This is a genomic window from Citrobacter sp. wls714, assembly GCF_005281025.1.
Classification (GTDB): domain Bacteria; phylum Pseudomonadota; class Gammaproteobacteria; order Enterobacterales; family Enterobacteriaceae; genus Citrobacter; species Citrobacter werkmanii.
In genome coordinates, this window is the sequence record NZ_SZWZ01000105.1 from 96005 (window position 1) to 114138 (window position 18134).

At 52.7% G+C, this 18134-nt stretch carries 20 protein-coding genes; 15 read left to right on the forward strand and 5 right to left on the reverse strand.

Translation table 11 applies throughout. The features are described from left to right. Positions 1-40: 40 nt before the first annotated feature. Positions 41-1177, reverse strand: a complete 1137-nt coding sequence (gene rlmG / locus FDX11_RS23550) for a 23S rRNA (guanine(1835)-N(2))-methyltransferase RlmG (RefSeq protein WP_137398622.1) — start codon at positions 1175-1177, stop codon at positions 41-43. 82 nt (positions 1178-1259) lie between these two features. Between rlmG and FDX11_RS23555 the strand changes: the two genes are divergently transcribed. From FDX11_RS23555 to sstT, 4 genes are all read left to right on the forward strand, one after another. Beyond that, positions 1260-1760, forward strand: a complete 501-nt coding sequence (locus FDX11_RS23555) for a M48 family metallopeptidase (protein WP_042311118.1) — start codon at positions 1260-1262, stop codon at positions 1758-1760. A 72-nt stretch (positions 1761-1832) separates the two neighbouring features. Next, entirely contained in the window at positions 1833-2831 is a 999-nt protein-coding gene (locus FDX11_RS23560; RefSeq protein WP_061382486.1) for a Gfo/Idh/MocA family protein, read from the forward strand. A 268-nt stretch (positions 2832-3099) separates the two neighbouring features. Next, a complete protein-coding gene (locus FDX11_RS23565) occupies positions 3100-4068 on the forward strand; it encodes a TerC family protein (protein ID WP_038642882.1) in 969 nt (322 codons plus the stop codon). A gap of 244 nt (positions 4069-4312) precedes the next feature. Continuing rightward, the gene (gene sstT / locus FDX11_RS23570) at positions 4313-5557 is read left to right on the forward strand and encodes a serine/threonine transporter SstT (RefSeq protein ID WP_137398623.1); all 1245 of its coding nucleotides are present in this window, start codon (positions 4313-4315) and stop codon (positions 5555-5557) included. A gap of 16 nt (positions 5558-5573) precedes the next feature. Here the strand turns inward: sstT and FDX11_RS23575 are convergent, their stop codons facing one another. The 3 genes from FDX11_RS23575 to uxaC form a co-directional block, all read right to left on the reverse strand. After that, positions 5574-6128, reverse strand: a complete 555-nt coding sequence (locus tag FDX11_RS23575) for a YgjV family protein (protein WP_042311125.1) — start codon at positions 6126-6128, stop codon at positions 5574-5576. A gap of 138 nt (positions 6129-6266) precedes the next feature. After that, on the reverse strand, positions 6267-7754 hold the full coding sequence (locus tag FDX11_RS23580; RefSeq protein ID WP_042311128.1) for a UxaA family hydrolase: 1488 nt from the start codon (positions 7752-7754) through the stop codon (positions 6267-6269). A 161-nt stretch (positions 7755-7915) separates the two neighbouring features. Beyond that, positions 7916-9328, reverse strand: coding sequence for a glucuronate isomerase (gene uxaC / locus FDX11_RS23585; RefSeq protein WP_042311130.1), 1413 nt, complete (start codon positions 9326-9328; stop codon positions 7916-7918). A 472-nt stretch (positions 9329-9800) separates the two neighbouring features. Here uxaC and FDX11_RS23590 point away from each other — a divergent pair, with 472 nt between their 5' ends. From FDX11_RS23590 to FDX11_RS23640, 11 genes are all read left to right on the forward strand, one after another. Further along, positions 9801-11102 (forward strand): MFS transporter, encoded by a 1302-nt coding sequence (locus FDX11_RS23590; RefSeq protein ID WP_042311133.1) that lies wholly within the window; start codon positions 9801-9803, stop codon positions 11100-11102. Between the two features lie 134 nt (positions 11103-11236). After that, entirely contained in the window at positions 11237-12013 is a 777-nt protein-coding gene (exuR, locus tag FDX11_RS23595) for a transcriptional regulator ExuR (RefSeq protein ID WP_038634073.1), read from the forward strand. 349 nt (positions 12014-12362) lie between these two features. Then, positions 12363-13025 carry a DedA family general envelope maintenance protein YqjA gene (yqjA, locus tag FDX11_RS23600; protein ID WP_137398624.1) on the forward strand — a complete coding sequence of 221 codons (663 nt, stop codon included), beginning with the start codon at positions 12363-12365 and terminating at the stop codon, positions 13023-13025. Positions 13026-13028: 3 nt separating this feature from the next. After that, positions 13029-13412 (forward strand): EnvZ/OmpR regulon moderator MzrA, encoded by a 384-nt coding sequence (gene mzrA, locus FDX11_RS23605; protein ID WP_042311135.1) that lies wholly within the window; start codon positions 13029-13031, stop codon positions 13410-13412. Positions 13413-13560: 148 nt separating this feature from the next. Next, complete coding sequence (locus FDX11_RS23610) at positions 13561-13929, forward strand: DUF1090 domain-containing protein (protein ID WP_038634079.1); 369 nt, start codon at positions 13561-13563, stop codon at positions 13927-13929. A gap of 33 nt (positions 13930-13962) precedes the next feature. Further along, complete coding sequence (locus tag FDX11_RS23615; protein WP_137398625.1) at positions 13963-14268, forward strand: YqjD family protein; 306 nt, start codon at positions 13963-13965, stop codon at positions 14266-14268. A gap of 2 nt (positions 14269-14270) precedes the next feature. Then, positions 14271-14666: a phage holin family protein gene (locus FDX11_RS23620; protein ID WP_038634082.1), complete on the forward strand. Its 396-nt coding sequence runs from the start codon at positions 14271-14273 to the stop codon at positions 14664-14666. After that, the gene (locus FDX11_RS23625; RefSeq protein WP_137398626.1) at positions 14666-14965 is read left to right on the forward strand and encodes a YqjK-like family protein; all 300 of its coding nucleotides are present in this window, start codon (positions 14666-14668) and stop codon (positions 14963-14965) included. Before FDX11_RS23620 ends, FDX11_RS23625 begins: the two co-directional genes overlap by 1 nt. 173 nt (positions 14966-15138) lie before the next feature. Then, complete coding sequence (locus FDX11_RS23630; protein WP_032940735.1) at positions 15139-15531, forward strand: DoxX family protein; 393 nt, start codon at positions 15139-15141, stop codon at positions 15529-15531. A gap of 71 nt (positions 15532-15602) precedes the next feature. Continuing rightward, the gene (yqjG, locus tag FDX11_RS23635; RefSeq protein WP_137398627.1) at positions 15603-16589 is read left to right on the forward strand and encodes a glutathionyl-hydroquinone reductase YqjG; all 987 of its coding nucleotides are present in this window, start codon (positions 15603-15605) and stop codon (positions 16587-16589) included. Positions 16590-16714: 125 nt separating this feature from the next. Continuing rightward, positions 16715-17080, forward strand: coding sequence for a DUF805 domain-containing protein (locus FDX11_RS23640; protein WP_038642883.1), 366 nt, complete (start codon positions 16715-16717; stop codon positions 17078-17080). 108 nt (positions 17081-17188) lie between these two features. Here FDX11_RS23640 and yhaJ read toward each other — a convergent pair whose 3' ends face one another. Beyond that, the gene (gene yhaJ / locus FDX11_RS23645; RefSeq protein WP_042311140.1) at positions 17189-18085 is read right to left on the reverse strand and encodes a DNA-binding transcriptional regulator YhaJ; all 897 of its coding nucleotides are present in this window, start codon (positions 18083-18085) and stop codon (positions 17189-17191) included. Between the last annotated feature and the right edge of the window lie 49 nt (positions 18086-18134).

Below are 18134 nucleotides of genomic sequence, written 5' to 3' on the forward strand. Positions count from 1 at the left end.
GGCCGGATAAGGCGCTCACGCCGCCATCCGGCACACGCGATTACCGACGACGACCTAATTTCACCGATTTGAGAATCACAAACTTATTATTGGTGGCGATGGTCTCGCAGTTGCCGAAAATCTTCTTCAGCTTGTGGAAGTAGTCGAGGTGACGGTTCGCCACAATATACAGCTCACCGTTAATCTTCAGACAGCGGCGGGCGTGATGGAACATCTCCCAGGCGATATTGTCGGTCAGCGCGTGCTTCTGATGGAACGGCGGGTTGCACAGGACGGCATTAAAGCGGAACGGCTCAACCCCGGACAGCGCGTTGTTAATCATAAACTCGCAGCGATCCAGCGCCTCAGGCATATTGCTTTCGACGTTCAGACGACTTGACGCCACCGCCATCGGCGATTCATCCACAAACACCACGCTGGCTTGTGGGTTTTTCTCCAGCAATGTCAGGCCAATCACGCCATTCCCACAGCCGAGATCGACAATCTCCCCTTCAAGATTTGCAGGCAGGTGCTCGATAAAGAAGCGCGCGCCGATATCCAGCCCGGTACGAGAGAAGACGTTGGCGTGGTTATGGATAGTCCAGTCGGTGCCTTCCAGTTTCCAGCTCAGCGTTTGCGAAGCAGCGGCCAGTTCAGGTTTGCTGAACGTACAGTTGATCAGACGGGCTTTTTTCCACGCCAGCGTCGTGGTGGTTGGACCCAACACCTTTTCAAACAGCTCCAGCGTCGAGGTATGAATGTCGCGTGCTTTCGCTCCGGCAATAATCCGCGTTTGCGGCGTCACCACTTCACGCAGCGCGCGCAGCTGTTGCTCCAGCAGCGCCATGGTTTTAGGAATTTTAATCAGCACCACGCCCGGCGCCTGCGGGTATTCCGCGGTGCTGTCGAGGAACTTGACGCTCGATTCGGCGATGTCGTTGTGACGCAGATTCTCGCGCGTGGCCAACTCGCTTAAATAGGAGTCGCCAATGCTGTACGGCGTGTGCTCCGCCAGCGCACAGCCCAGCGCGCCAAAGGTATCATTCAGGATCAGCACCGGGCCGCTAATCTCGGTATCATCCAGCTGTTGCAGCAGATATTCATCCGCCGCTTCCCACGCCAGCAGCGGGTTAACGTCATCCGTCTCCGGGAAACGTTTAAGTGACAGCGAACGGAAACCGTTGTCTATGTGGCTCATCGGCCCTCCTGAATGGTAAAATTTCGGCATATCCCTGAAAAGGGTGCGTGAGTATACACTTTTATGATTTGCGTGGACATTAATGAACCAACTAACTTATCTCCAGGGCTATCCTGAGCACTTACTCGCCCAGGTTCGAACCTTGATTAGCGAGCAGCGTCTGGGTGCAGTGCTGGAGAAGCGCTATCCGGGTACGCATGACTTCGCGACCGACAAAGCGCTCTGGCAATATACGCAAGATCTGAAAAACCAGTTTCTGCGCAATGCTCCACCGCTGAATAAGGTGATGTACGACAGCAAGATCCACGTTCTGAAGAATGCGCTGGGGCTGCATACCGCCGTCTCCCGCGTGCAGGGCGGCAAGCTAAAAGCCAAAGCGGAGATCCGCGTGGCGACCGTTTTTCGCAATGCCCCGGAACCCTTCCTGCGAATGATCGTGGTCCATGAACTGGCACATCTGAAAGAAAAAGAGCATGACAAAGCGTTTTACCAACTGTGCTGTCATATGGAACCTCAGTACCATCAACTGGAGTTCGATACCCGCCTGTGGTTAACGCAACAATCGTTAAAGCAAAGTGCGTAGTCGCGCACTGGCTTTGTCTTCAAGGCATGCTAAATTGACGAAAGGATCCCTTTTAGCAGCCTGAAGGCCTTTATGATACGTTTCGCAGTAATTGGCACAAACTGGATCACCCGCCAGTTTGTCGATGCCGCCCATGAAACCGGCAAGTATAAGTTAACCGCAGTGTATTCCCGCAGTCTTGAGCAGGCACAGACCTTCGCCAACGATTACCCCGTCGAGCACCTGTTTACCTCGCTGGAGGCGATGGCCAATAGTGATGCGATTGACGCCGTCTACATCGCCAGTCCAAACTCCCTGCACTTCCCGCAGACAGAGCTATTTTTGCAGCACAAAAAGCATGTCATTTGCGAAAAGCCGCTGGCCTCAAATCTGGCGCAAGCTGAAGCCGCTATCGCCTGCGCGCGCGAAAATCAGGTCGTGCTGTTTGAAGCATTTAAGACCGCCAGCCTGCCTAACTTCCTGCTGCTGCAGCAAGCGTTACCCAAAGTGGGCAGAATCAGGAAAGCCTTTATCAATTACTGCCAGTACTCCTCGCGTTACCAGCGTTATCTGGACGGTGAAAATCCGAATACGTTTAATCCGGCGTTCTCTAACGGTTCGATTATGGATATCGGCTTTTACTGCCTGGCCTCAGCGGTTGCGCTTTGGGGCGAACCGCAGAGCGTTCAGGCCAGCGCCAGCCTGCTGGAAAGTGGTGTGGATGCCCACGGCGTGGTCGTGCTTAATTACGGTGATTTCAGCGTCACACTCCAGCACTCCAAAGTCAGCGACTCGGTATTAGCCAGTGAAATTCAGGGCGAGTCGGGTTCGCTGGTCATTGAGCATATCTCTGAGTGTCAGAAAGTATGCTTCGTTGCGCGTGGTGGCAAAACGCAGGAGCTGACGGTGCCTCAGCATATCAATACTATGCTGTATGAGGCAGAGACTTTTGCTCATCTGGTTGAATCCGGCGAAGTGGATCATCCGGCACTGAACGTCAGCCGTATCACCGCCAAACTGCAAACGGAAATTCGCCGTCAGACCGGCGTGATTTTCCCGGCAGATGAAACGGTAACATCGCTGACTGCGTAAAGGTATGTAAAACAAATGTTGCAGGCCATTGACTGCATGCATGGCCTGTAATATTTTGTAACCCGCAAAGGGGAGTAACTTCGTTGTCGGTTGATCGTCATTACGATGTGTGCAAAACCACATCCGGTCACCGGACAACAACAAAGGAATACGCTAGCGTATTCCTTTGTTGTTGTAAGTGAGACCTTGCCGAATGGCAAGGTCTATGCATAAAAAGCAGCGGCTAACGTCATTCGGCGTTGGCCGTTTTTTTATGCATGGGGGAATTATGAATACTGTCGGCACACCGTTGTTGTGGGGCGGCTTCGCTGTTGTGGTGGTGATTATGTTGGCCATCGACCTGCTGCTACAGGGTCGTCGTGGCGCACATACCATGTCGATGAAGCAGGCGGCAGCCTGGTCCATCGTCTGGGTCACGCTGTCGTTACTGTTTAACGCCGCATTCTGGTGGTACCTGGCCCAAACGCAGGGCCGCGCCGTTGCCGACCCACAGGCGCTGGCGTTTCTTACCGGCTATCTGATCGAGAAATCACTGGCGGTAGATAACGTCTTTGTCTGGCTGATGCTGTTCAGCTACTTCTCGGTACCGCCTGCGTTACAGCGTCGGGTACTGGTGTACGGCGTACTGGGCGCGATTGTGCTGCGTACGATTATGATCTTCGCAGGTAGCTGGCTTATCGCCCAGTTCGAATGGCTGCTGTACGTGTTTGGCGCGTTCCTGCTGTTTACCGGCGTGAAGATGGCACTGGCGAAAGAAGATGCTTCCGGTATCGGCGACAGACCGTTAGTCCGCTGGCTGCGTAGTCATTTACGCATGACCGATACCATCGAAGACGAAAAATTCTTCGTGCGTAAAAACGGACTGCTGTTCGTCACGCCGTTGATGCTGGTGTTGATTCTGGTTGAGCTGAGTGATGTCATTTTTGCCGTCGACAGTATTCCGGCAATCTTCGCCGTCACAACCGACCCGTTCATCGTGTTGACCTCAAACCTGTTTGCTATTTTGGGTCTGCGTGCGATGTACTTCCTGCTGGCTGGCGTGGCTGAGCGTTTCTCCATGCTGAAATACGGCTTGTCGGTCATTTTGGTGTTTATCGGTATTAAGATGCTGATCGTCGATTTCTATCATATCCCGATCGCTATCTCGTTAGGCGTGGTGTTCGGTATTCTGTTCGTTACGCTGGTCGTGAATGCGTGGGTTAATCACCAGCACGATAAAAAGCAGCAAATACAGTAAGTTTCATCCGCTAGCTGAAAAAGCCCGACAGCACACTGCGTGCGTCGGGCTTTTTGTTTATCATGTCAAATTAATGTTAATTTAAAGTTATAAAACATGATCTGAACGCAAAAATCAGGAGATTTCGCTTCCCGGGACTTCATCTTTCCTTATACTCAACCAGGCAAACACTTTGTTACATCCAGAAAGATGCATCATCAGAATGCACACTGGATGGGCAACAACACAATGAAAGGATTACTACATGACTACGCAACGTTCATCGGGGCTATTCTCGCGTTTGGCGCAAGGGAGCCTGGTTAAACAAATTTTGATCGGTTTGGTACTGGGGATATTGTTGGCGCTGGTGTCAAAACCTGCTGCAGAAGCCGTCGGGCTGTTGGGTACGCTGTTCGTTGGCGCATTAAAAGCCGTGGCCCCTGTTCTGGTCCTGATGCTGGTTATGGCGTCCATCGCCAACCACCAGCACGGACAAAAAACCAATATCCGTCCAATCCTGTTCCTTTACCTGCTCGGTACTTTTTCCGCAGCGTTAGCAGCGGTTGTCTTCAGCTTCGCCTTCCCGTCCACACTGCATCTTTCCAGCAGCGCCAGCGACATCGTACCGCCATCCGGCATTGTCGAAGTGATGCGTGGCCTGCTGATGAGTATGGTTTCTAACCCGATTGATGCCCTGCTTAACGCCAACTATATCGGCATTCTGGTATGGGCCGTCGGCCTGGGCTTTGCGCTGCGTCATGGGAATGAAACGACCAAAAATCTGGTCAATGATATGTCCAACGCCGTCACCTTTATGGTGAAGCTGGTGATTCGTTTCGCGCCAATTGGGATCTTCGGCCTGGTCTCCTCCACGCTGGCAACCACCGGTTTTGCCACGCTTTGGGGCTACGCTCAGCTGCTGACCGTGCTGGTAGGTTGTATGCTGCTGGTAGCGCTGGTGGTTAACCCGCTGCTGGTATTCTGGAAAATTCGCCGTAACCCGTATCCGCTGGTGCTGGCCTGTCTGCGTGAAAGCGGCGTGTATGCCTTCTTTACCCGCAGCTCCGCGGCAAACATTCCGGTGAATATGGCGCTGTGTGAGAAGTTGAATCTGGATCGTGATACCTACTCGGTTTCTATTCCGCTGGGGGTCACCATCAATATGGCGGGTGCGGCGATCACCATTACCGTGCTGACGCTGGCGGCGGTGAATACGCTGGGTATTCCGGTCGATTTACCGACAGCGCTGTTACTCAGCGTGGTGGCTTCGCTGTGTGCCTGCGGCGCATCGGGCGTGGCGGGTGGTTCTCTGCTGTTAATCCCCCTGGCATGCAACATGTTCGGGATTCCGAATGATATCGCCATGCAGGTGGTTGCCGTTGGCTTTATCATCGGCGTGCTGCAGGACTCCTGTGAAACGGCATTAAACTCTTCTACAGACGTCCTGTTTACCGCTGCTGCCTGTCAGGCAGAAGACGAACGTCTGGCCAACAACGCCCTGCGCGGCTAATCTCTGCTCCCCTCCGTCATCGGGCGGAGGGGTTACTATCTTGTACGCTTTTTTCAATTTTGAACGGATCAATTCCGCGTTTTTGCATCCGCCGGAAGCGAATAATATTCAAGCCGTTCATCACCAGAAAACTCCCTTCGATCATCGTCCCGCCAATCGATCCCAGCCAGAAGTTATGGATAACCCAGCAAGCGGTTGCGCACCACATAACGCAACGCACGGTTAAACCCTGGCAGCGAAACAGCGCCCAGGTGCTGGCCAGCGTGCCGATTATCGGCAACAGCTCCATCGCATGCTGTAATTTCGCCAGCCCGAGAACCAGGGTGAGGATAATAAAAACGGTCATTACCCACAGTTTACGGGTATGCATCGAGACAAGTGTGCGGATGGTATTGAGCTCAGCGCTCATTCCTGCAGGCCAGGCGCCCATCAGGAAAAAATGCACGCCAATGGTAGCGCTATAGACAGCGAGTTGCAGCCGGAACCGACGCTCATCGCGATTGAAAAAGGTGGTAATGCCGATTAGAAAGGCGATGACACCTACGCCCTGGGCCAGCCAATACGCGGTCATGCAAGCAACCCCAATTCTATCTCGTAGGCCGGATAAGGCGAGTTCGCCACCATCCGGCAACGGTTTGTGCCTGATGGCGCTGCGCTTATCAGGCCTACGGTTTGCGCAGACCTGTATGCAGGTACCATCAGGTATTTACTACAACGTTACGCCGCTTTTAAATATCGCTAACTCTCTAAAATCATTCCGCTCGTTGCAGGTTTGCTTACCGTTGGCGAAATCGACGATGGTATCGACAAATTCTTCCAGTAACTGCGGCATCGCTTTGCCGTGGATCAGTTGTCCGGCATCAAAATCGATCCAGTGCTTTTTCTTCGCTGCCAGCTCGCTGTTGGTAGCAATTTTCACCGTCGGCACAAATCCACCGTACGGCGTACCGCGACCGGTACTGAACAGCACCATATGACAGCCCGCTCCAGCCAGTGCACTGGTGGCGACTGCGTCGTTACCCGGCGCGCTCAGCAGGTTCAGACCGTGCGTTTTCAGGCGTTCACCGTAGCGCAGTACGTCCACCACCTGGCTGGAGCCTGCTTTTTGGGTACAGCCGAGAGATTTATCTTCCAGGGTGGTGATACCACCCGCTTTGTTGCCCGGCGATGGGTTTTCGTAGATCGGCTGGTCGTGAGCAATGAAGTACTGTTTGAAGTCATTCACCATAGTGACCAGCTTGCCGAACGTTTCTTCGTCACGGCAGTGGTCCATCAGCAACTGCTCGGCGCCGAACATTTCCGGTACTTCGGTCAGCACGGTGGTGCCGCCGTTGGCAATGACATAGTCGGAGAAGCGGCCCAGCATCGGGTTGGCGGTAATACCGGACAGGCCGTCAGAGCCGCCGCATTCGAGACCAAACTTCAGCTCGCCCAGCTTACCGGGTTCACGCTTATCGTTACGCATCACGTTGTACAACTGGTGAAGATGTTCGATCCCCGCTTCCACTTCGTCTTCCTGGTGTTGGCAGACCATAAAGTGAACGCGATCGGGATCGTACTCGCCTAAGGTTTCGCGAAAAGCGTCAACCTGGTTGTTTTCACAGCCGAGACCGACCACCAGCACTGCGCCCGCGTTCGGGTGGCGCACCATGTTTTGCAGCATGGTGCGGGTGTTGATATGGTCGTCACCCAGTTGCGAGCAGCCGTAGGTGTGGCTGAAGAGATGCACGCCGTCGATCCCTTCGGCATCGTTGGTCTCTTTCAGGAAGCGATTCTGCATCTGACGGGCCATGGCGTTGACGCAGCCTACTGTCGGCAGGATCCACAGTTCATTACGCACGCCAACATCGCCGTTGGCACGACGGTAGATCTGTACATCACGATCCGCCGGTTGCGCCTCAGGTTCCTGAAAGTCGGGTTGATAGCTATATTCATCCAGATCGCTCAGATTGGTACGCGTGTTATGAGCATGAATATGCTCGCCCGCCGCGATATCAGCCAGAGCATGGCCGATCGGCAGGCCATATTTCATGACGTTCTCACCCTGCGCGATATCGCAAAGCGCGAACTTATGCCCACGAGAGACCGCCTGGCGCAGGGTTACCGCCTGCCCGTCAACGGTAACTTCGGTTCCTTCAGCCAAATCAGCGAGCGCTACCGCAACGTTATCCAGCGTATGGATCTTGATGTATTGCATATCAACCCCGGACCTTAGAGCCTATTTCAGTAGGCGTATATTGTCGCAGCCCGTTTGGACACGGACAGCGCGCAAAAACCGGAGCGTACACGCAGTACGTGAGGATTTTGAGCACTGCCCAGGTTCAAACTGGCAAGTAAAATAGCCTAATGGATAGGCTCTTAGTTCAATTCAATGGCGAAATAATCACGCGCATTGTTGAAACAAATGTTTTTCACCATTTCACCCAGCAGTTGGATGTCGGCTGGGGCTTCGCCCGCAGCAACCCAACGACCGATCATCTGGCACAGAATACGACGGAAGTATTCGTGACGGGTGTAAGACAGGAAGCTACGGCTGTCGGTCAGCATGCCGACGAAGCGGCTCAGCAGGCCCAGTTGCGCCAGCTGTGTCATCTGACGTTCCATCCCGTCTTTCTGATCGTTGAACCACCAGCCGGAACCGAACTGCATCTTGCCCGGCATGCCTTCGCCCTGGAAGTTACCGATCATGGTGCCCAGCACTTCGTTATCGCGCGGGTTCAGACAGTACAGAATGGTTTTCGGCAGCAGGTTTTGTTCGTTCTGCTTGCTCAGCAGTTTGGACAGTTCTTCCGCCATCGGACGGTCGTTGATGGAGTCGAAGCCGACGTCCGCGCCCAACAGTTTGAATTGACGCAGGTTGTTATTACGCAGCGCGCCGATGTGGTACTGCTGTACCCATTCGCGACGTGCGTATTCTGCACCGAGGAACACCAGTACGGCGGTTTTGAACTGGGCAACTTCGTGCTCGCTCAGGGTTTCACCGGCCAGACGACGCGCCAGGATGCTATCCAGCTCCGCTTCGTTAGATTCCGCGAAAAGTACAACGTCCAGCGCGTGGTCAGACACTTTACAGCCGTGAGCGGCGAAGTGGTCCAGGCGTTTGGTCAGCGCGGTCTGCAGGTCAGCGAAACGACGGATATCGGTGTCAGAGACTTCACCGAGCTTGGCCATGTAATCGTTAAAGGTCGCCAGTTCGATGTTGAAGGCTTTATCCGGGCGCCAGCTCGGCAGCACTTTTACGTCGAAGGAGCCGTCTTTAGCAACGGCCGCGTGGTGCTCCAGAGAATCGATCGGGTCATCGGTGGTGCCGACCATTTTCACGTTCATCTGCTTCATGATACCGCGCGCGGAGAATTGATCCTGCGCCAGCAGTTCGTTGCACTGGTTCCAGATTTCGTCAGCCGTTGCCGGAGACAGCAACTTACCTGTAATACCAAACGGGCGACGCAACTCGAGGTGGGTCCAGTGGTACAGCGGGTTACCGATAGTGTGCGGAACCGTAGCGGCCCAGGCATCAAACTTCTCACGATCGGAGGCATCGCCGGTACACAGGCGCTCAGCAACGCCGTTGGTACGCATCGCACGCCACTTATAGTGATCACCCTTCAGCCAGATGTCATACAGGTTATTAAAACGGTAGTTTTCAGCGATTTGTTGCGGTGGTAAATGGCAGTGGTAATCGAAGATCGGCTGATCTTTGGCGTAATCATGATACAGACGGCGGGCAAATTCGGTATCCAGCAGGAAATCTTCAGTCATAAACGGGGTCATTATCGTCTTCCTCTCAACGAGTGCGTCAGATTGCTTATGTTTTGATGTTGACAAAGTTATCACACCAATTTCCACACACTGAAGATATTTTCGTGAGTTAGATCAACAAATGATGACAAAAAAATTACTCTCAAAGAGGTAAATCATGCCTCAAGCCGCGCCAGCACTGGCTTTGCTGAATCGAAATAATGACCACACGAAGATTCACACTTTTGTGATGGCACTCACCTTTTAAAGTTGTATGACAAGTTATCTTTTGGCCGTCGCGATACATAAGCCGACGGAATGCAAATTACCGATGTATCACCATCGGATTGACCGGTACGGAAACCGAATTAGCACAACTATTGACATGGCAACGTTCGGGGAGTACCGGCTTTTTTTCGGTTCCCCCCTCGTAAAAGAACATCCTCCGCTCTGAACTGGAAGATGACCGCTCGTTCGCGGACATAACAAAACGATGAGGTTTTACATGCGTAAAATTAAAGGGTTACGTTGGTACATGATCGCACTGGTGACGCTTGGCACCGTGCTGGGTTACCTGACACGTAACACTGTGGCGGCAGCTGCGCCGACTCTGATGGAAGAGTTACACATCTCCACTCAACAGTATTCCTATATCATCGCAGCGTATTCTGCTGCTTACACCGTAATGCAACCCGTTGCTGGCTACGTGCTTGATGTTCTCGGCACGAAAATAGGTTACGCGATGTTCGCCGTTCTGTGGGCCGTCTTCTGTGGCGCGACCGCACTGGCTGGCAGCTGGGGTGGCCTGGCGTTGGCGCGAGGTGCGGTAGGTGCCGCTGAAGCCGCAATGATCCCGGCCGGTCTGAAAGCCAGTTCTGAATGGTTCCCGGCAAAAGAGCGTTCAATTGCCGTCGGTTACTTCAACGTCGGTTCTTCTATCGGCGCGATGATCGCCCCGCCGCTGGTGGTCTGGGCGATCGTCATGCACAGCTGGCAAATGGCATTCATTATTTCCGGAGCCCTGAGCTTCATCTGGGCGATGTCCTGGCTGGTGTTCTATAAACACCCACGCGACCAGAAAAAACTGTCTGACGAAGAACGTGATTACATTCTGAACGGCCAGGAATCACAGCATAAAAACACGACCTCGAAGAAAATGTCGCTCGGCCAGATCCTGCGTAACCGCCAGTTCTGGGGCATCGCGCTGCCGCGTTTCCTGGCTGAACCGGCGTGGGGGACATTCAACGCCTGGATCCCGCTGTTCATGTTTAAAGTCTACGGCTTTAACCTGAAAGAAATCGCCATGTTTGCCTGGATGCCGATGCTGTTTGCTGACCTGGGCTGTATCGTTGGGGGTTACCTGCCACCGCTGTTCCAGCGTTGGTTTGGCGTGAACCTGATCGTGTCCCGTAAAATGGTGGTCACCATGGGCGCGCTGCTGATGATTGGCCCAGGGATGATTGGTCTGTTCACCAGCCCATACATTGCTATCGCCCTGCTGTGCGTCGGCGGCTTTGCTCACCAGGCGCTGTCCGGTGCGCTGATTACGCTCTCCTCTGACGTATTTGGCCGTAATGAAGTGGCAACCGCGAACGGTCTGACCGGTATGTCCGCCTGGCTTGCCAGTACGCTGTTTGCCCTGGTCGTTGGCGCGCTGGCCGACACCATCGGCTTTAGCCCGCTGTTCGCCGTGCTGGCGGTATTCGACCTGCTTGGCGCGTTAGTCATCTGGACGGTACTGCAGAACAAATCAGCCAGCGAGATAGATTCAGGTCCGCAAACTGGCGATCCCGCGACGCAAAGTTAACCGGATGCGATACAAAAAGGTTATATAATGCTAAGCCGTCAGTTATCTGGCGGCTTTTTTGTCCTCGCGAGTGGAGGCGTAATCGCAAAAGTGGTATAACAAATATAGTCTGCCGTATCATGCCTGGAGCGCATATGGAAATAACCGAACCACGCCGTTTATACCAACAACTTGCCGCTGATCTTAAAGAACGCATCGAGCAAGGCGTCTATCTGGTGGGTGACAAACTCCCCGCTGAGCGCTTTATCGCCGATGAAAAAAATGTCAGCCGTACCGTGGTTCGTGAAGCGATTATCATGCTGGAAGTTGAGGGCTATGTTGAGGTGCGTAAAGGATCGGGGATCCACGTCATCTCTAACCAACCCAAACATTATGTTGCTCCCGACGAAGGTTTGGAATTCGCCAGCTACGGTCCTTTTGAATTGCTGCAAGCGCGTCAACTTATTGAGAGCAACATCGCCGAGTTTGCCGCCACCCAGGTGACCAAGCAGGACATTATGAAACTGATGGAAATCCAGGAGAAGTCGCGCAACGAAAAAAGCTTTCGTGACTCCGAGTGGGATCTCCAGTTCCATGTGCAGGTTGCGCTGGCCACGCAGAACTCCGCCCTGGCCGCCATCGTGGAAAAAATGTGGACTCAGCGTATCCATAACCCCTACTGGAAAAAACTGCACGACCACATCGACTCGCGTACGGTCGATAACTGGTGCGATGACCATGACCAGATCCTACGGGCGCTGATTCGCAAAGATCCCCATGCCGCTAAACTGGCGATGTGGCAGCACCTTGAGAATACGAAGCAGATGCTGTTTAACGAAACCAGCGATGATTTTGAGTTCAACGCGGACCGTTACCTTTTTACTGAAAATCCGGTCGTTCATCTCGATACGGCCGCTAACGGCGCAAAATAATCAATCTTATCGATACAGGCGTGACGGCGCGCCTGTACCTGCTGCTTGGTAAGCATTAGGTATAAAATGTCAGCCTGTGTAAATCCTCTCGCCTCCCTCTAATGCGATAAGCAAAATCAGAGTTCAGCAACCGTAATTTCTATAACGGACAACGTTGACCTTTGTTACAATTAGATGCTATTTGAATTTTTGTGTTTAAGAGCTTGCTAACTTCACAACTTCACAGGGAACAGTTCAGGCCGTGAATTTGTATCAGACCGCGCACCTTGCAAAAAACATCAATAAAATCGCGGCGTTACAAAATCCAGAAAAACCGGCATGACGATAACCGATTCTCCAGGAATATTGAATGGAACTACTGACTCAATTACTGAATGCTTTATGGGCTCAGGATTTTGAAACTCTGGCCAATCCTTCCATGATTGGCATGCTCTATTTTGTACTATTTACCATTTTGTTTCTGGAAAATGGACTGCTGCCAGCAGCGTTTTTACCCGGCGACAGTTTGCTGGTACTGGTCGGCGTGCTTATTGCCAAAGGCGCAATGGGTTTTCCGCAAACGGTACTGCTGCTCACCACCGCGGCCAGCCTCGGCTGTTGGCTCAGTTATATCCAGGGGCGATGGCTGGGGAATACCCGCACCGTACAAAACTGGTTGTCGCACCTTCCTGCGCATTACCATCAACGCGCACATCATCTTTTTCATAAGCATGGCTTGTCTGCGCTGCTGGTTGGTCGCTTCATTGCGTTTGTCAGAACATTATTGCCGACCATCGCAGGGTTATCCGGCCTGAATAATGCGCGCTTTCAGTTCTTTAACTGGATGAGCGGATTGCTTTGGGTCCTGATCCTCACAACGCTTGGCTATCTGCTGGGTAAAACGCCGGTATTTCTTAAGTATGAAGATCAGCTCATGTCTTGCCTGATGCTGCTTCCTGTGGTGTTACTGGTGTTTGGTCTGGCAGGTTCACTGATTGTGCTGTGGAAAAAGAAATACGGGAACCGAGGATAAATTATGCTGAAATCATGCATAACGTTCCGACGACTTGCCTGGACCACTACCTTTATGCTGTTTATCGGCGCGCTGCTCCTGACCTGGTCGGTTATTCGTCAGCAGGAGTCAACGCTTGCCATTCGCGCAGTAAACCAGGGAGCCAGCATGCCTGATGGCTTCTCTATCTGGCATCACCTGGATGCCAACGGCATTCGCTTTAAAAGCATTACCCCGCAAAATGACGCGCTGCTGATCACTTTTGATTCCAGCGCGCAGAGCGCAGCCGCCAAAGTCGTGCTGGACCGTACGTTACCGCATGGTTTCGTTATTGCTCAGCAGGATGATGATAATCAGGCGGTGCAGTGGTTATCCCGCTTACGTGATACCCCGCACCGTTTTGGTTAATCTCCAGGAATCTGAATTAGATCACTCACTTTGGTGATTTCACCGTTTAGCGCCTATGATTAATAAACTGGGATTATGACCCAACGTTTTATTAATCTGGAGCATCGACCGCACGCCACAACGTCGAATCACAATGGAAGGTTCAATAATGAAATACCGCATCGCTTTGGCTATTAGCCTTTTCGCTCTCAGTGCCGGCAGTTACGCCACTACCCTCTGTCAGGAAAAAGAACAGGATATTCAGCGGGAGATTAGCTATGCCGAAAAGCACAACAATCAGAACCGCATCAATGGTCTGAACAAAGCACTTAGTGAGGTTCGGGCTAACTGTACTGACAGCAAACTGCGCGCCGACCATCAGAAAAAAATCGCAGAGCAGAAAGATGAGATAGCCGAGCGTCAAGATGATTTAGCCGAGGCGAAGCAAAAAGGCGATGCGGATAAAATTGCCAAACGCGAACGTAAGCTTGCCGAAGCTCAGAATGAGCTGAAAGAACTCGAATCACGCGATTACTAAGTACGGTAACTACCCACTCAACTGGAGAAAACTATGTCGAAAGATAATGCTACGGACAACCTGCGCGCTGAGCTGAAATCTCTTGCGGATACGCTTGAAGAAGTACTTGGCTCCTCTGGCGATAAGTCGAAGGAAGAGATGAGTAAAATTCGCAGCAAAGCCGAACACGCCCTGCGGGAGAGCCGTCATCGCCTGAGTGAAACCAGCGATGTGATTGCCAAACAGACCCGTGAAGCCGCGGCCAAAGCCGATAACTATGTACGCGAAAACCCATGGACTGGCGTCGGGATTGGCGCTGCAGTCGGTGTGGTGCTTGGTGTACTGCTGTCGCGCCGTTAACAATGGCTGACTCTCAACACGCACAAGGTCCAGGCAAAAGCGTACTGGGTATTGGACAGCGGATCCTGACGATTCTCGTTGAGATCGTAGAAACGCGGTTGCGGCTAGCCGTTGTGGAACTGGAAGAGGAAAAATCAAATCTCATCCAGATCCTGCTGATGCTTGGGCTGACCATGCTGTTCGCGGCGTTTGGGCTGATGAGCCTGATGGTGCTTATCATCTGGGCCATTGACCCGCAATACCGCCTGAACGCAATGATTGCCACCACCGTTGTGCTGTTGGTTATGGCGCTTATTGGCGGGATATGGACTCTGCGTAAAGCGCGCAAAACAACGCTGCTACGCCATACGCGCCACGAACTCGCAAACGACAGGCAGGCCCTGGAGGATGATGCATAATGGGCAGTAAAGTCGAACGTCAACAACGTAAGGCGCAACTGCTTGGACAGATCCAGCAGCAACGGCTGGATCTGTCTGCTACTCGCCGTGACTGGCTGAAGGCCACCGAAGTCTACGATCGTGGCTGGAAAACGCTGTTGAACCTACGTGGCTGGGTGTTAGTGGGTAGCAGTATCATGGCAGTTCGTACCATTCGTAATCCTAATCTGCTGGTACGCTGGGCTAAGCGCGGTTTTAGCGTCTGGAGCATCTGGCGTCTGGTTAAAGCGACCATCAGACAGCAGCAACTGCGCGGCTAATCCCTCTCACTCCCCCTAACCTCAAAATTTTTGAAAAAATTTGACAGTTTTCCTTGCTAACAATTGTCATTAAGCACGTTTATGATTCTCTCCATCGACAGCAACGACGCGCTCTGCAGCGTCGTTGCACAAAAAACACAATAAGCCGCCTGAGTGGTTTCCTGGAGTGAATGATGAAGAAATTAGAAGATGTTGGTGTACTGGTAGCGCGCATTCTGATGCCAATCCTGTTTATTTCCGCAGGCTGGGGCAAAATCACCGGATATGCGGGTACCCAACAGTATATGGAAGCCATGGGCGTGCCAGGTTTTATGTTGCCGCTGGTCATCCTGCTTGAGTTTGGCGGTGGTCTGGCAATCCTGTTCGGCTTCCTGACCCGTACTACCGCGCTGTTCACCGCAGGCTTCACGCTGCTGACAGCATTTATCTTCCACAGCAACTTTGCGGAAGGCGTGAACTCTCTGATGTTCATGAAAAACCTGACCATCGCAGGCGGTTTCCTGCTGCTGGCTATCACCGGTCCGGGCGCATTCAGCATCGACCGCGTTCTGAATAAAAAGTGGTAAGCGAGCTATACTGAACACACCAAAAAGCGAGGGGACATCTCCTCGCTTTTGCTATCTGAGGAGGCGATAAAATGGGACAACTGATTGACGGCGTATGGCATGACACCTGGTATGATACCAAATCAACCGGGGGAAAATTTCAACGTTCAGCATCGGCTTACCGCAACTGGCTCACCGCGGATGGCGCACCGGGTCCAACGGGCGAAGGGGGATTCGCTGCCGAAAAAGACCGCTATCATCTCTACGTTTCTCTGGCCTGTCCGTGGGCGCACCGTACGCTGATTTTGCGTAAGCTCAAAGGGCTGGAACCGTTTATTTCCGTCTCCGTTGTACATCCGCTGATGCTAGAAAACGGCTGGACCTTTGACGATACCTTCCCAGCTGCAACCGGCGATACGCTGTATCAACACGAGTTTCTTTACCAGCTCTATCTGCACGCCGATCCGCATTACAGCGGTAGGGTAACCGTCCCGGTGCTGTGGGATAAAAAAAATCACACCATTGTCAGCAACGAATCTGCGGAGATCATCCGCATGTTTAACACCGCTTTTGATGCTTTGGGCGCAAAAGCTGGGGATTACTATCCGCCAGCCCTGCAAAGTCAAATCGACGAGCTGAATGGCTGGATTTATGACAACGTCAATAACGGTGTGTACAAAGCCGGATTTGCCACCAGCCAGGAAGCGTACGACGACGCCGTGGAAAAAGTCTTCCAATCCCTGGCGCGACTGGAGCAAATCCTGGGGCAGCATCGCTACCTGACCGGCAACCAGTTAACAGAAGCAGATATTCGCCTGTGGACCACACTGGTACGTTTTGATCCCGTGTATGTGACCCATTTCAAGTGCGACAAATACCGGATTAGCGACTATCTGAACCTGTACGGTTTCCTGCGCGACATCTACCAGATACCGGGCATTGCGGAAACCGTCAATTTCGATCACATCCGTAATCACTACTTCCGTAGCCATAAAACCATTAACCCGACTGGTATTATTTCTGTTGGGCCGTGGCAGGACCTTAACGAACCCCACGGGCGTGACGAGCGTTTCGCCTGATTTACACAGGCCCCCATTTGGGGGCTAAATAATTAATACCGTAAATATTTACCATCATTTCATTCACGGCTATTCTTAATTTGATTACTTTAAAAACAAGTAATTGAATGCAGAACGAGGCAAAAATGGATTGGTATTTAAACGTATTAAAGAATTACTTTGGTTTTGGTGGTCGCGCGCGTCGTAAAGAATACTGGATGTTTGTGCTGGTCAACATCATCTTCACGTTCGTGCTGGGTATCCTGGACAGAATGCTTGGCTGGGAACGCGCCGGAGGGGAAGGCATACTAACAACGATTTATGGGGTTCTGGTGTTTATCCCCTGGTGGGCGGTACAGTTCAGGCGTTTGCATGACACCGATCGTTCAGCCTGGTGGCTGCTGGTGCTGCTGATCCCGATCGTTGGCTGGTTGATTATCATCATTTTCAACTGTCAAAACGGGACTCAGGGGAGTAACCGCTTCGGGCCCGATCCCAAACAGTTATCCTAACGTAGCATATGTAGATGCCTGATGGCGCTGCGCTTATCAGGCCTACAACATACTCCGTCTTCCAGGCCGGATAAGGTGCTTCGCACCGCATCCGGCGTAACAGTCCGGCTATTTACCCACAAACAGTTTGGGGATTTCACGCAGACACCAGGATTTTGCCTCGCCCATACTGTCTCGCCGCCAGGCCATAATGATATCAATTTCACTTGTCGACTCAGGGCTTACTACCCGCAACCGACCAGCCGCAATATCCTCTTCCACCAGCGGGTACGGCATCGTCGCCACACCCAGTCCGGCTAACAGCGCCTGACGTTTATCTTCTATCGAACTCACCGTCAGACGAGGTTGTTTATCCAACAGTTGCACGGTCAACACCGGGCGTTCACGAGCGGTATCCGCCACCGCGATACCACGGTATTTCACGCGGGTGACTTCCGATAATGGTTCCGGCTCCTGATGGATAGGATGATCCGGTGCCGCCACATACACGTTCATCAACGAGTACAGCTTGCGCGAGTTGATTTCGGAAGATGAGCGAAAATGCATATCCGGCGCAATCACGATATCCGCTCTCCCTTGCTCCAGACGCTCCCACGCCCCGGCCAGAACTTCAGTGATAACGGAAAGCTGGGTATTGGCCTTCCCGGCAAGCCTGTCGATCAGCGGGAAAAACGCCGCCGTCGGCACCAACGCTTCGGTCACGATGGTCAGATGCGTTTCCCACCCACGCGCCAGCGCTTCGGCATCGGTAGTCAGCTTATCCGCAGCTTCCAGCAGGACGCGTCCACGCTCCAGCAGCATACGCCCGACGTTGGTGAATTTTGTGCGGTGACCTGAACGGTCAAACAAGACGACGTCCAGCTCTTCCTCCAGCTTCTGCATGGTATAGCTGAGGGCTGAAGGAACCCGCCCCAGTTCATCTGCCGCGGCGGCAAAGCTACCGCGTCTGTCTATTGCGTCCATGACGCGTAACGCTTCAAGCGTTAAAGCCCTTTCTTTGGCCATCTCGTTCTCATTCAGGAAATTTGAACATACCAGGCAGAATATCTGGCTA